General features: G+C 48.5%; 14 protein-coding genes. 4 read left to right on the forward strand and 10 right to left on the reverse strand.

The annotated features are described in order from the left end of the window. The first annotated feature begins 25 nt into the window (after nucleotides 1-25). Complete coding sequence (locus ACYUJT_RS08275; protein ID WP_460320449.1) at nucleotides 26-802, forward strand: YcnI family copper-binding membrane protein; 777 nt, start codon at nucleotides 26-28, stop codon at nucleotides 800-802. Between the two features lie 80 nt (nucleotides 803-882). On the opposite strand, the gene ACYUJT_RS08280 is transcribed toward ACYUJT_RS08275, so the two are convergent. The 3 genes from ACYUJT_RS08280 to ACYUJT_RS08290 all read right to left on the reverse strand — a co-directional run bounded on the left by ACYUJT_RS08280 (nucleotide 883) and on the right by ACYUJT_RS08290 (nucleotide 3,695). Continuing rightward, nucleotides 883-2,127, reverse strand: a complete 1,245-nt coding sequence (locus ACYUJT_RS08280; RefSeq protein ID WP_460320452.1) for an SLC45 family MFS transporter — start codon at nucleotides 2,125-2,127, stop codon at nucleotides 883-885. Between the two features lie 4 nt (nucleotides 2,128-2,131). Next, entirely contained in the window at nucleotides 2,132-2,869 is a 738-nt protein-coding gene (locus ACYUJT_RS08285; RefSeq protein ID WP_460320455.1) for a glycerophosphodiester phosphodiesterase, read from the reverse strand. Nucleotides 2,870-3,143: 274 nt separating this feature from the next. Next, nucleotides 3,144-3,695, reverse strand: a complete 552-nt coding sequence (locus tag ACYUJT_RS08290) for a flavodoxin family protein (protein WP_460320457.1) — start codon at nucleotides 3,693-3,695, stop codon at nucleotides 3,144-3,146. Between the two features lie 192 nt (nucleotides 3,696-3,887). Here ACYUJT_RS08290 and ACYUJT_RS08295 point away from each other — a divergent pair, with 192 nt between their 5' ends. Further along, nucleotides 3,888-4,133, forward strand: coding sequence for a PspC domain-containing protein (locus ACYUJT_RS08295; RefSeq protein WP_460320459.1), 246 nt, complete (start codon nucleotides 3,888-3,890; stop codon nucleotides 4,131-4,133). 62 nt (nucleotides 4,134-4,195) lie between these two features. Continuing rightward, nucleotides 4,196-4,861: a PspA/IM30 family protein gene (locus ACYUJT_RS08300; protein ID WP_460320461.1), complete on the forward strand. Its 666-nt coding sequence runs from the start codon at nucleotides 4,196-4,198 to the stop codon at nucleotides 4,859-4,861. Nucleotides 4,862-5,535: 674 nt separating this feature from the next. On the opposite strand, the gene ACYUJT_RS08305 is transcribed toward ACYUJT_RS08300, so the two are convergent. The 4 genes from ACYUJT_RS08305 to ACYUJT_RS08320 all read right to left on the reverse strand — a co-directional run bounded on the left by ACYUJT_RS08305 (nucleotide 5,536) and on the right by ACYUJT_RS08320 (nucleotide 9,153). Then, nucleotides 5,536-6,471, reverse strand: coding sequence for an SPFH domain-containing protein (locus tag ACYUJT_RS08305; protein ID WP_460320464.1), 936 nt, complete (start codon nucleotides 6,469-6,471; stop codon nucleotides 5,536-5,538). After that, a complete protein-coding gene (locus ACYUJT_RS08310; protein WP_460320467.1) occupies nucleotides 6,471-6,905 on the reverse strand; it encodes an NfeD family protein in 435 nt (144 codons plus the stop codon). The genes ACYUJT_RS08305 and ACYUJT_RS08310 overlap by 1 nt, the downstream gene beginning before the upstream one ends. Before the next feature lie 280 nt (nucleotides 6,906-7,185). Further along, the gene (locus tag ACYUJT_RS08315) at nucleotides 7,186-8,577 is read right to left on the reverse strand and encodes an L-cystine transporter (protein WP_460320469.1); all 1,392 of its coding nucleotides are present in this window, start codon (nucleotides 8,575-8,577) and stop codon (nucleotides 7,186-7,188) included. 450 nt (nucleotides 8,578-9,027) lie between these two features. Then, nucleotides 9,028-9,153, reverse strand: coding sequence for a hypothetical protein (locus ACYUJT_RS08320; protein ID WP_460320471.1), 126 nt, complete (start codon nucleotides 9,151-9,153; stop codon nucleotides 9,028-9,030). A 149-nt stretch (nucleotides 9,154-9,302) separates the two neighbouring features. On the opposite strand from ACYUJT_RS08320, the gene ACYUJT_RS08325 reads away from it, so the two are divergent. After that, entirely contained in the window at nucleotides 9,303-9,488 is a 186-nt protein-coding gene (locus ACYUJT_RS08325; RefSeq protein WP_460321581.1) for a GrpB family protein, read from the forward strand. 281 nt (nucleotides 9,489-9,769) lie between these two features. Here ACYUJT_RS08325 and ACYUJT_RS08330 read toward each other — a convergent pair whose 3' ends face one another. The 3 genes from ACYUJT_RS08330 to ACYUJT_RS08340 all read right to left on the reverse strand — a co-directional run bounded on the left by ACYUJT_RS08330 (nucleotide 9,770) and on the right by ACYUJT_RS08340 (nucleotide 12,014). Beyond that, nucleotides 9,770-10,291, reverse strand: coding sequence for a hypothetical protein (locus tag ACYUJT_RS08330; protein ID WP_460320473.1), 522 nt, complete (start codon nucleotides 10,289-10,291; stop codon nucleotides 9,770-9,772). Between the two features lie 23 nt (nucleotides 10,292-10,314). Then, nucleotides 10,315-11,145 carry an SDR family NAD(P)-dependent oxidoreductase gene (locus tag ACYUJT_RS08335; RefSeq protein WP_460320475.1) on the reverse strand — a complete coding sequence of 277 codons (831 nt, stop codon included), beginning with the start codon at nucleotides 11,143-11,145 and terminating at the stop codon, nucleotides 10,315-10,317. 182 nt (nucleotides 11,146-11,327) lie between these two features. Continuing rightward, the gene (locus ACYUJT_RS08340) at nucleotides 11,328-12,014 is read right to left on the reverse strand and encodes a MerR family transcriptional regulator (protein ID WP_460320478.1); all 687 of its coding nucleotides are present in this window, start codon (nucleotides 12,012-12,014) and stop codon (nucleotides 11,328-11,330) included. Nucleotides 12,015-12,023: the final 9 nt, after the last annotated feature.

Below are 12,023 nucleotides of genomic sequence, written 5' to 3' on the forward strand. Positions count from 1 at the left end.
AATTGCAAAGGAGATTTTCAGTATTATGAAACAAAAATTTCAATCTCTTTCCGCCATGCTTACAAAATCTATGGCTCTAGCTCCTGCTGTGGCTGCATGCCTGCTGCTATTTGCCGGCATCGCCAGCGCGCACGTCACCGTTAAACCGGGCACCACGGCTCCAGGAGCCTGGGAGAGCTACACGATCAAGGTTCCGGTTGAGAAAGACATTCCTACGGTTAAAGTGTCCCTGAAAATTCCCGAAGGCCTGGATTTCAAGCAATATCGCTCCATTCCGGACTGGAAGGTAGAACTAACGAAAGACAGCTCGGACAAAGTTACGGTCGTCACTTGGACATCGGAGGGCGAGGGCATTTTGCCCGGCGAGTTCCAGCAATTCGATTTCGTAGCCAAAAATCCAGACACAGATGCCGAATTGGCATGGGATGCTTTCCAGTATTATAACGATGGCAGCATTGTCGAGTGGACGGGCGGCGAAGGCAGCGAGAAGCCTCATTCCATCACGGTAGTCGCCTCAAGCCCAGATACAGGCTCGGCCGCAGACAGCGCAAGCCACTCGCACAGCCACGACCATGATCAGGCAAGCGGCAGCAACTCCGATCATGCAGGAAATTCATCCGCAGAAAATACAACAGCCCAAGGCAGTACAAACGCGGCGGAGGCTAGCGCTGCACCCGTATCGGCAGCAGCAGAAAGCGCAAGCCCGGCGAACACATGGACCATTGTGCTCTCGTCAGCCGCGCTGTTGATTTCGCTAATTGCCTTAGGCCTTGCGATTAGCGGCAAAAAGAAATCCGCCTAATCCCTAAATTCCATAAACTCAAAAAACTCGGACACGGACGTCAAATGACGCGAGTGCCGAGTTTTTTTCATGCCATAAATTTATTGAATCGCCGGAGGCGCCTGATCCGCTTGAGCGATAGCCCCCGTACCTGCTGAGTGGTTGTCATTCTTGGCGCCGATCAAGCAGAGCGCGGCCAGCAACATTCCAAGCGATGCGCTTGCGAATAGCGCCGGATAACCGAACAGATCGATGATCCAGCCGAGCATAGGCGGGGAACTGATGGCCGCAAGCGAGGACACGAAGTAATAAATCCCGGTACGTGTCCCGATGCTCTCCTCCCGCCCCGTCGCAACGATCCACGGGTATGAGTTGATATTGATGCAGGCCCAGAACAACCCGCCGACGATAAGCAGCGCACGAAGCAGCCACACGGACTGTACGAAAACGAGTGAGCCGAAAATGACGAACAAGCCCAGCACGCCAAGCGCAATAATTCTCTTCTTGCCGTATTTGGCGCCAAGCCATCCGCTGGGCAGCGCAAATGCTAGAAATGCCAGCGAGAAGAACGTTAGTGAGAAGGCCGCGTCGTTATCGCTCATGCCGATGTATTTTGTCCCATAGAGCGTAAACAGCGCTTCCACCCCTTGATAAGCAACGAACCAGAAAAAGATTGCCGCTAAAATGAACAACGTCGTACGGTCGAGCTGGTCTTTGATCCTGATCGGGTTGCGGGACTCTCCCTTGGCCCGGAACGGATTGCCGCTTCCGTCGCCGTAACCCTCTAGAAGCACAGGCTCCTTAATGAATTTCTTCAGGACGGCCAGCGAAACCAGCATAACCAGTCCGGCGAACAGAAACGGTAAATACGGAGCCTGCTTGTAAAGGGACGAGCCGAGGCCAAAGGCCAGGATCGAGCCGAGACCTCCCATGAAATTAATAATCCCATTAGCTTTGGTGCGCTTGCTCTCTGGCGTAATATCCGGCATGAGCGCCACCGTAGGCGAACGGAAAACGCTCATGGACAGGTTCATCAGCACCATAAACAGCACCAAGGTCACAAAACCGGTATGTAGCGGGATCAACGTGGCAAACACGGCGCCAAGCGGCATGCCGATCAGCAAATAAGGCATCCGCCTCCCATACTTGCTGCGCGTCTTGTCACTGCGGTGGCCGATCCACGGCTGCAGGAACATGGCAAAATAATTATCGATCGTCATCATGAATCCGATCATGGCCGCGCTTTTTAAATAGTTGGCCAAAAAGAGCGGCACGAACGCATTATATAGCGCCCACGTCATGCTGATGCTGAAAAAGCCGAGTCCGAGCAGCCACGTTTTTTTCATCCCGTTAACCTCCTTCAGCCGTCAACAGCTCGGCCAAACGATCGGGATAATCGGTGATGATGCCGCCAACACCTGCACGGATCAACGCTTGCATCTCGGCCTTCTCATTGACGGTGAACGGATGATAGGGAATGCCGTGCTCCGAGGCAGCAGCTACAAGCTCCGGAATGACAGCGTACTGGAAAGCGTGCAAGGCGTCTGCGCCAATGCGCTTCGCATAATCCCATGGCTCGTACAGCCCCTCCATATACAAAATCCCCGTGCGAATTTCCGGGGCGATCCGCTTGCACTCCACGAGGGAATAGTGATTAAAGCTGGATATGATGACACGCTCAGACAATCCGTAACGGCGAACCACTTCAATCACTTTGTTTTCGAGCTCCGGATACCGGACGACCCCATTCTTCAGCTCCAAATTAATGATCGTGTCCAACGGCACAACAAGCTCAAGCAGCTGCTCCAGCGTCGGGATTCTCTCTCCGCGATAATCTTCATGAAACCATGAACCCGCATCCTTCGCCGACAGCTCCGCCAGCGTTACATCCTTGACCCATTCCGGCGAACCGGCCGTACGGTGCAGCGTCTCATCGTGGATCAGCACCAGATGCCCGTCTTTCGTCATTTGCACATCCGTCTCAATCCCGCTCGCCCCAAGCTCTAAGGCGCGCTTGAAAGCGACCAGCGTATTCTCAGGACAATGCCCCGCCGCGCCTCGATGCGCAAAATTAATCACTTTGGCCATGTTAAACCGTCCTCCCTACGTCCTCTCTGTTATACTTGCCTGTTACCCTGTAAGCTTCTCTTCTGCGGACTTTCACAAAATATAATTAACCATACGCATATCATAATCCTGCAATGTAAAAGCTGTATAATGCGAGAACATAAACTCGGCCGAATCTTAGAACGCCAAGCACCGCACGTCGGGAGCCACGCGCGGTGCGGAAACCGGCCGGCCCAAGCGCCTCTCCTCCCAGGAGTCAAGCTACAGAGGTTACAAAATGATCACTTGTTTTCCTTTAACAGCCGGCCTCTCTCCTCAGTTCCCCATTCAGCCACTGCGCCTCTGCCAACGCCCGTGAATCCCCGCTGATATCGCCGGGCCGGCTGGCCTTGCCGATGACATACCCTTCCAGCGGCATGCCCACGAAATCGAAAGTGTATTTAAGCTGCTGGATGAGCGGAAGTGCCTTGATTCGCGGATTGTCTCCCCCCACGACGATGACATAAGCCTTCTTCCTCGACATGGTTTCTTTGAAATCATACCGGGTGTCGCGAAGGCTTTGCGACCAGCGGTCGATGAAGCTTTTCAATATTCCCGATGGTCCATACCAATACACCGGCGTAGCGAACACAAGAATATCGTGCTCCAGCACTTCATGAATGATGTCGTCATAATCGTCGTCGACCGGGTCGAATCCGCCCTCCTCATGCCTCTGGTCATGAATCGGCAATATCGTCTTCTCCCGCAAATAAATATCCGTTCGATCCAGCCCTTCCAACACAACTTCCGTCAGCGCTTCCGTATTGCCCTCTTCCCGTGTACTTCCATGCAAAACTGCGATCCTCATGCTGTCCACTCCTTCACGTATATATATTTGTTGCTGCTGCAGCCCCCACCTTCTGGCGAGGAGCCAGCCCGACTATGGTCGGGGTCAAAAACCGTCCCCAGCCCGTTATGCCTCTCCCGAAAAACCGATAAAATAAAGTCATAAACAACGGATTGCACCATCCCGATGACAATATATGAAAGTGAGTGAAGTATGATGAAAAAATTGTACCGTTCAAGAACGGATAAGCAAATTACCGGTCTTTGCGGAGGTATCGCCCGCTATTTCAACATAGATTCGACTGTAGTTCGTCTGATTGCCTTGATCGCAGCAATTTGCAGCTTCGGCACTGTCGTGGCCATTTACCTGATCGCCAGCCTGATCGTCCCTAAAGAACCTGCTGGCGCGCATTACGACTACAACGATTACGGTTATGATGAGCATTACTCGAAATTCTAACACTGTTTAACCCAATAAATAATTCAAGTTGTTAAAAATATACAATAAAAGGAGTCCTGAACATGAGCATATTGAACAGACTGTCCAACTTAACGAAAGCAACGATTCACGAGGTACTGAATAAATTGGAGGATCCGATCCTGATGACAGGCCAGTACTTAAGAAACCTGGAAGAGGATATTGCCGCGAAAGAGAATTTGCTTCGCGAACGCAAAACCGCCGCTAAAGTGAGCGAGCAGAAGAGCCTTGAAGCCACGCGCAATGCCCAGCTGCAAGAACAAAAGGCGCTGGAAGCACTAACCGCCGGCAATGAAGATGCTGCCCGCCGTGCCGCTGTAGCTAAAATCAACTATCAAGACGAAGCTGAACAAAGTGCAGCTAACGCCAAGCAAGCCGAGAGCCAGGTGTTCGAGCTGGAGCTTCGTTTGAAGGAAGCAAAGGAAGAACTGGCCCGCTTAAAAGAAAAGCGCAAAGAGCTGGCAGAGCGCGCACGCAAAGTGGAGCAATCGAGCAGTGCGGAAAGTCCGAACTTCAGCTACGGCACCTACAGCGGTGCAGCGGCAAGAGGCTTCGAGCGCATGGAGGAGAAAATCACCGAATGGGAAGCAAGCATGGCAAAATCGGGATACAGCCCCTTCTCCGCCGACACAATAAATCCTAAAAACGACCCGGCCGTAAATGAGGAGTTGCAGCGTATGAAGGATCAGTTGTCCGAGAAAAAGAAATAATTGCTAGAGATAAGTTGAACTATTGAAATGGATTGGGCAAGTACGTAAAATGTTCCTACGATCGCTGTTGTTCCCAGATTTCTTGGATTATATAGATTCATAAGAGGTGGAAATCCGGTCACAAAGGCGACCACTGCCGTTTCTTCGGAATCATTTTCCTCCCTTGCCTGCATCCTATTCTTTAGTTCAACTTATAAAATAAAAACAACTGACTTAAGATAGACTAAACTAATAAGAGGATATATGTTCAATATATGAACATATATCCTCTTTTCTCACTAAGTAACTGTCTTCTTAAACCAGAACGTACCGGCCATCGGGCAAACTAAACGGTCATCCAGCTCTCCCTACCTCCAGTACCCATTTTAATTGTTCAACTTATCTAAGTGGATTTAAAGTAGTTAGTTTCTGCGGCTAAGAAAGGAAAGTAGATTTAAATGTATTTCATGTCGTTAGAAGAAGGAAGATGTCCATCTTGGACTGAATTCTTGATTGTAGGTGCATAAAATCCATCTAATTCCTTGAAGTATTTGTTTAGAGCATAATTAGATACATGAATTCCATTTAGTGTTCGACTGCTTATATAAGATAGGATAAAGAAAGGGGCGCCCCTCAGTCATCTATGATGACTTTTGGGACAACCCCATCCTTTAATTTATCTATTTAGGCACCGATTATTTCTTGCCATCCTTGCCCTTGAACATTTCGCCGATCGCGCCGATGCTGCCCAACGTTTCGATCGCGTTCGAAGGGATGAACACTTTGTTCGCAGCTCCCTTGGACACTTCGGTCAATGCCTCGAAGGAACGGTACGCAAGCACCTGCTCATCCAGGCCAGCATCACGCAGCATCTGGATTCTTACCTTCTCAGCCGCGGCAACCGCTTCAATCGCCTTAGCTTCCCCAAGCGCTTCCAGCTCTTGAGCTTGACGGAAACCTTCCGCTTCGTTAATACGCGCTTCCTTGTCACCCTCAGCCTTAAGGATTTTACTTTGTTTATCCCCTTCAGCGCGAAGGATCATGTCTTGCTTCGCTGCTTCTGCCTCGAGAACGATAGCACGCTTGTTCCGCTCGGCCTTCATTTGCTTATCCATCGCGTCCTGGATATCCAGCGGAGGCTTAATGTCGATAACCTCTACGCGTTCGATCCGTACGCCCCACTTCTCAGTTGCTTCGTCGAGGGCAATCCGGATATCCGAGGAGATCTTCTCCCGCCCGGACAGCGTCTCGTCGAGCTCCATCTTACCGATGATTTGACGCATTGTTGCCGTCGTAATGTTGCGAACGCCGTATACGTAATCAGAGATGCCATACGTCGCTTGCTCTGGTCCGACGACCTGATAGAAAATGATCGTATCGATTTGTACCTGAACGTTGTCCTTCGTAATAACGGTTTGCGGAGGCACGTTAGCCTGTTGGATCCGCAGGTCGTGATAGAGCCGAACATGGTCGATGACCGGAATCAGGATATTAAGACCCGGCGTCAGCAAGCGGTGGAATTTACCGAGCCGCTCTACGACACCGACACGCTGTTGAGGTACGATTTTGACTGTAAGTGAAATAAAGACAAATACGACGACGACAATAACGACGATAATCGCCCATTCCATTAAATGAATTCCTCCCATCGTTCTACTTCGATAATGCTGGTTCCCCGTTTCATAACCCGTACCAGCTCATCCTTGGCAATTTGCTGTGTGGATGTGGCGCTCCACGTATCTCCACCGATTTTTACGATGCCATACTGGCCCGGTTCAATCGCTTCAACCACAACTCCCTGTTTCCCGACGAGTTCAGTACCGGCATCCTCATACCCCTTTGACGCCCGTAGTCTCTTCGCCAGCGGTTTCGTAAATGCCGTCAGCACGAGAGCGACTACGCAACCTGTAATGACCTGAATCAGGAAAGCATCCGGAGCAATCCAAGCAACCAATGCAGCCGCCCCCGCCCCGACACTTATCCAAAGGAGATAAAAGGTCAAAGTCATCATTTCAAGCACTAACAATACTCCGGCGGCAATCAGCCAAATAACCCATGCATGCATCCTACCGATACACCACCTTTCCGCAATGATAATATTATATACGGCGTTCCAGGCAAAAAGTATCAAGAATTAAAACCCTATTGTGCAAATACTTAGCAAGCAATAAGATAACGCTCTCCCCATTTACCCTTATTCTCAAGAATACCAAAATCAAGCCGATTTCACAGTTAATTTCTTCCTGTTTCCCGCCTCGGTTATGTTCATCATAAAAAGACAGCCTGAGAGAGTATCCCCCCAAGCTGTCTTTTTCAATTCAATCGAATATATTCAAGTTTAAGCCTTATGCCTGGGCAACATCGATATCGACATTGCTTTTGAAGACCTCCAGATCATTCTCGCCTAGGACTTTACCGGTTATTACACCAGCCGCAATGGAATCATTCACGTTCAGCGCCGTGCGCCCCATGTCGATCAGCGGCTCAACGGAAATTAAAAGACCAGCGAGCGCGACCGGCAGGTTCATCGTTGACAGAACGATCAGCGAGGCGAAGGTCGCTCCCCCGCCAACGCCGGCTACTCCGAAGGAACTGATCATGACGACAAGAATCAGCGTCAGAATGAAATCCCAGCTTGCCGGATTTATGCCTACCGTCGGTGCGATCATGACGGCCAACATGGCCGGATAAACGCCGGCGCAGCCGTTCTGGCCAATCGTCGCCCCGAAGGAAGCTGACAAGTTAGCGATACCGTCTGGTACCCCAAGCCGCTTCGTTTGCGTCTCGACGTTTAATGGGATCGAAGCGGCACTCGAACGCGATGTGAAGGCGAACACAAGTGTCGGCAGTACTTTTCTAACATACTGCACTGGATTGTATCCGAATATGGCCAGCAGGATCAGATGAATAATGAACATGACGATCAGCGCTACATAGGATGCGCCTACGAATTTGATCAGCTTCAAAATTTCCTGCGGATTCGTTGTTGCGATTGTATTCGTAATTAGCGCAAGAATTCCGTATGGCGTCAGCCTTAAGACTATCGTTACAATACGCATGACAACGGCATACAATGCATCGATTATTTTACGGAACGTCTCTGCTTGCTCCGGCTTTTTACGATCCAGCCCAAGCACGGCGACTCCAATAAATGCAGAGAAGATAACGACAGCCAGGGTTGAGGTACTGCGCGCCCCCGTCATATCCGCAAATGGATTCTTCGGAACGAAATCAAGAATTTGCTGCGGAATCGTCTTATCCGCCACGTCCCCTAGACGCTGCTCCAGCGTCTCCCCACGGGCAATTTCACGATCCCCTGCCGGAATCTCCAGCGCCTGCAGATCGAAGCTAAGGGTAGTGACAATACTGACTGATGCGGCAATCGCTGTCGTAATGAGCAGTACGGCGATAATAAGACCGCTAATTTTCCCCAGATTTTGTTTCCCCTTCAATTTCATAATGGCTGAAATAATAGATACCATAATGAGCGGGATAACAATCATTTGCAGCAAGCCAACATAACCGCGTCCAACGATGTTGAACCAGTCCGTCGATTTCCCGATGACCGCTGATTCGGACGGGAAGAGCAACTGCAGGGCAATACCGAATAGTATGCCCAGCCCCAGCCCCGTGAACACCCGTTTCGTGAATGAGATATGCTTCTTCTGCATCCAGAAAAGAAGACCAAGCAGCACGAGCATAACCGCTATGTTAAGTATGATTTGCAAAGTTTCCATGGTTAAACTCCCCTTTTTCCTTAATATTTGACCACTGGTTGTCAGTATTAAGTTCATTTACAGACGTAATATTATCACAAACTCGACTAAATGGGTAGGATTAATTTATTTTATAATTTCCGTATACTTTTACCCAGTTTCCTTTTACGGAACAAGCCTCTAACCTAAATACTCCCTGTCCTGTAAAGGGCATGAATGCACTGCCATTTCTCGGTTAATATCTCATGGACGGTCGCGTATGATTCAGTATATAAACTGGAAACAATATCCACCACCCCTAAAACACGCATGCCTTTGCAACCTTTTTAACCCGTCCGTGAGGGCCTGACACAATCAGACTATTCATCTGCCGGCCCCGAGCTCACTCCTGCCAAGCGGCAAAAAAGCCAGGCAATAACCTGCCTGGCCTGGTCTTTCTTCCGGTTCATTCCTATTGGTCCCTAGCGGTAATTAAACCGCTTCTTCAGCATCCATTTGAAAGGAACCGAGTGATTGCTTCAGCGTCTCGGACAATCCTTCCAATCGGTTGGACAGCTTGACCAGCTCCTCACTGATTTTGAACTGCTCCGAGGACATCGAAGCGACTTCCTCCGTCGATGCCGTCGTTTGCTGAACGACAGAGCTTACGCTGGCAATGAATTCGGACAGTACCTGTTGGGATGATCTCAGTTCATGAACGGAATCGGAGGAGCTCCGGATGTTTCATTTGAGGGGAACAAGGAATTATTGGTCGTCGATATTTTTCAAAGGGTGGAGATCATAGAACTCACCATGTACATATTTACGAGGTCGGAAATATCAACATTGAGTATCATCTGAGCTTCAAAGAATACCTAATGAATCATCCTGATGAAGCTAAAACATACGGGGAATTGAAAATACACTTAGCCAAGCAAACGAACCGCAGATGAGCAGATTGAGGTTATTAATAACATTGATAGATACTAATGTTATTTTATAGTACATATTCAAACAAAAAGAGGGGTACTCACCCCTCTTTTGCCAACTTGAGGTCTTCCCTTAATGTAATTATCACTTCTCCTTGGAAACATGAATTCCAAACTCTCATTACGTCCAGATGGATCACATTCTGTTGATTCATGTGTTATCTCGTTACTCTGGTGAAAATGTATTCGATATTTCGAATATAATAAACGGAAATTTCCTTGATCACAGAAATTGAAACACCCCTTTAAACCTCTGTGACTGACTCTTTCTTAGATCGTTTGGGTATTATGTTCACCAGGATCGCAAATATGGCAACCGCTATCGTATATGAGGCTACAGCTGGGAGATAGGCCTCTGGCATTAGGTTGAGTTCGAGACCGGGAGGCAGCAGGACGGTTACCATAAGCATACACAGATAGTTGATTACCTTTACTCTGCCATCTACCACCATGGTAAGCAGCGCGATTAACAAGACCAGGAAGCCTAACCAAGCTATCCCTTCACTGCCTGTCAAAACGGTGAGCAGCTTTGGAGAAAAACTCACCGTCATTCCAATAAATCCGCCGATTGCAGTAGTCAACAGCTTATCTTTTACCATGCGCTCAATGCTCACGAAGTAGAAAAGAAAAAAGGTAAACGGCCATCCGGGTAGCTTTAACAACGGGAATCCCAATACAGCAATTCCTATAATTACTGCCAAAACAACAACGGATATTAAAATACTTTTTATAATACTGGGCTTTTTCGTTTTATTTTCATTTGACATATTGTACCTCTCTCTGCGCCGGCCTAATCCGGCAGGGCTTCTAGCAGCGCCTTGGACCGAGCCTTGATCAGCCCTTCCACTTCGCGATCAGTAATAATGTACATTGCGTTTTCCTGCACTGCCTTAAGGACCATCTCACCGACAACGTCGATGCTGACGCCATGCTGAAGAATCATCTGGCCTGCCGTCTCTATTGCCTCAGCGATCTTCCTTTCCTGCTCCTCCGTCAACTGCATCTTAGCTTTGGGAGATGCATCCATCGATCGTTTTACGATGTTGGTCGCTACGCGAGCGGGGCAAAGCACGCTGACACCGATCCCAGAATCAATCAGATCGGGGTTAATTCTTAGTTCCTCCGACAGTCCGACCACCGCGTATTTTGATGTTGTGTACAAAATCCCGGCGCCTGTTGCCACAAGTCCCGCGCCCGAGGCTGTGTTCACGATATGGCCACCCAGTCCGCGTTCGATCATCTTCGGCAGAAATGCCATTAGGCCGTTGATGACGCCGTAGAGATTTACATTGATGTAGAAATCCCATTGTTCATAAGTGAGTTTCTTCACAGAATCACCGCCAGCGACGCCAGCGTTGTTGAACAGGAGCGTTACCGGTCCCAGTGCGCGTTCCGCCGCCTCTGCCGTGATCGCGTATGCTGCGCGATCACGTACATCGAGTACAAATGTCTCGACTTGAGTAATGTTCTGCAATTCTGCCTTCGCCCGTTCAAGAGCGTCGACTTCCAAATCTACCAGTGCCAGCTTGACGCCTTCGCGCGCAAGTCTGCGGGCTATGCCCAATCCAATACCGTTGGCACCGCCAGTAATAAATGCAGTGCGTCCTTTAATGTCCGTCATATAATTTTCTCCTTTTTATATATTTATTTTAAATTGCTTAACTATTAAGTAATTTTTACACCCTAAAGATCGATACTTCTTTTCCTTCCATCGCCAATTCATGAAAATATCAAGGAGATACCCTCCGTGTCCATGAATTTCAATACGATCAAAACCAGCAAATTTTGAATCCACAGCAGTGACTACGTGTGTTCTTCCGTGTCTGTTTGATTTTTATTTCGTAAATAAATCCCAATGGATCTTTCAAGAAATATCTCAGCGGATTTCCTTAGATATCTGACTTCATCTGGCAAGTTTTCGATATCCCTGTCTGCAAGTGCCAGCGATTTAAGTAAGCTGGCGTCTCCGTCGGCAAATCCGCTCAGTAAACTCCACCATTGCTTCGCAAACTCCTGTGCTTCCTTTCCTGCGGGATCAATCCCCCTATCGTCAAACTCCCGCAATTTGTCAAATACCGGCTTGCCATGCTTCATCAATTCTACAATAGCGATCAGTCTGTCCAAACCGATTTCTTGTCCGCTTTTTGCCTCGGAAATAGCAAAATCTAATGTATTGACGATTTTATTCAGATTCACAATTTGATCCAGCAAAATTTCACGCTGCTGTGTAAATATCTCTAAGATACCTGTGGAGTCCTTACATTTCCCTAGCTTATCGTCTATCTCCTGGAGCGTCATTCCCAATGATTTCAGAAATAAAATCTGCAGAATTCTCAATAAATCCTCGCGGGTATAAACACGTTTATGGCTGTCGTTATAAGTTGCATCCAGCAGGTTTTTCTGATCATAATACTGCAATGTTCTCACAGATACACCAACTAGCTTTGCTAATTCCCCAATTGTAAATATATGTTCGACATCGTTTTTCATTCCATTGCC

The organism is Paenibacillus sp. YSY-4.3 (assembly GCF_054767475.1).

What these genes read in the sequence shown, in the direction of transcription:
- ACYUJT_RS08275 (WP_460320449.1), top strand. Translation starts at nt 26, where the DNA reads ATGAAACAAAAATTTCAATCTCTTTCCGCCATGCTTACAAAATCTATG.
- ACYUJT_RS08280 (WP_460320452.1), bottom strand. Translation starts at nt 2,127, where the DNA reads ATGAAAAAAACGTGGCTGCTCGGACTCGGCTTTTTCAGCATCAGCATG.
- ACYUJT_RS08285 (WP_460320455.1), bottom strand. Translation starts at nt 2,869, where the DNA reads ATGGCCAAAGTGATTAATTTTGCGCATCGAGGCGCGGCGGGGCATTGT.
- ACYUJT_RS08290 (WP_460320457.1), bottom strand. Translation starts at nt 3,695, where the DNA reads ATGAGGATCGCAGTTTTGCATGGAAGTACACGGGAAGAGGGCAATACG.
- ACYUJT_RS08295 (WP_460320459.1), top strand. Translation starts at nt 3,888, where the DNA reads ATGATGAAAAAATTGTACCGTTCAAGAACGGATAAGCAAATTACCGGT.
- ACYUJT_RS08300 (WP_460320461.1), top strand. Translation starts at nt 4,196, where the DNA reads ATGAGCATATTGAACAGACTGTCCAACTTAACGAAAGCAACGATTCAC.
- ACYUJT_RS08305 (WP_460320464.1), bottom strand. Translation starts at nt 6,471, where the DNA reads ATGGAATGGGCGATTATCGTCGTTATTGTCGTCGTCGTATTTGTCTTT.
- ACYUJT_RS08310 (WP_460320467.1), bottom strand. Translation starts at nt 6,905, where the DNA reads ATGCATGCATGGGTTATTTGGCTGATTGCCGCCGGAGTATTGTTAGTG.
- ACYUJT_RS08315 (WP_460320469.1), bottom strand. Translation starts at nt 8,577, where the DNA reads ATGGAAACTTTGCAAATCATACTTAACATAGCGGTTATGCTCGTGCTG.
- ACYUJT_RS08320 (WP_460320471.1), bottom strand. Translation starts at nt 9,153, where the DNA reads ATGTCCTCGGAGCAGTTCAAAATCAGTGAGGAGCTGGTCAAGCTGTCC.
- ACYUJT_RS08330 (WP_460320473.1), bottom strand. Translation starts at nt 10,291, where the DNA reads ATGTCAAATGAAAATAAAACGAAAAAGCCCAGTATTATAAAAAGTATT.
- ACYUJT_RS08335 (WP_460320475.1), bottom strand. Translation starts at nt 11,145, where the DNA reads ATGACGGACATTAAAGGACGCACTGCATTTATTACTGGCGGTGCCAAC.
- ACYUJT_RS08340 (WP_460320478.1), bottom strand. Translation starts at nt 12,014, where the DNA reads ATGAAAAACGATGTCGAACATATATTTACAATTGGGGAATTAGCAAAG.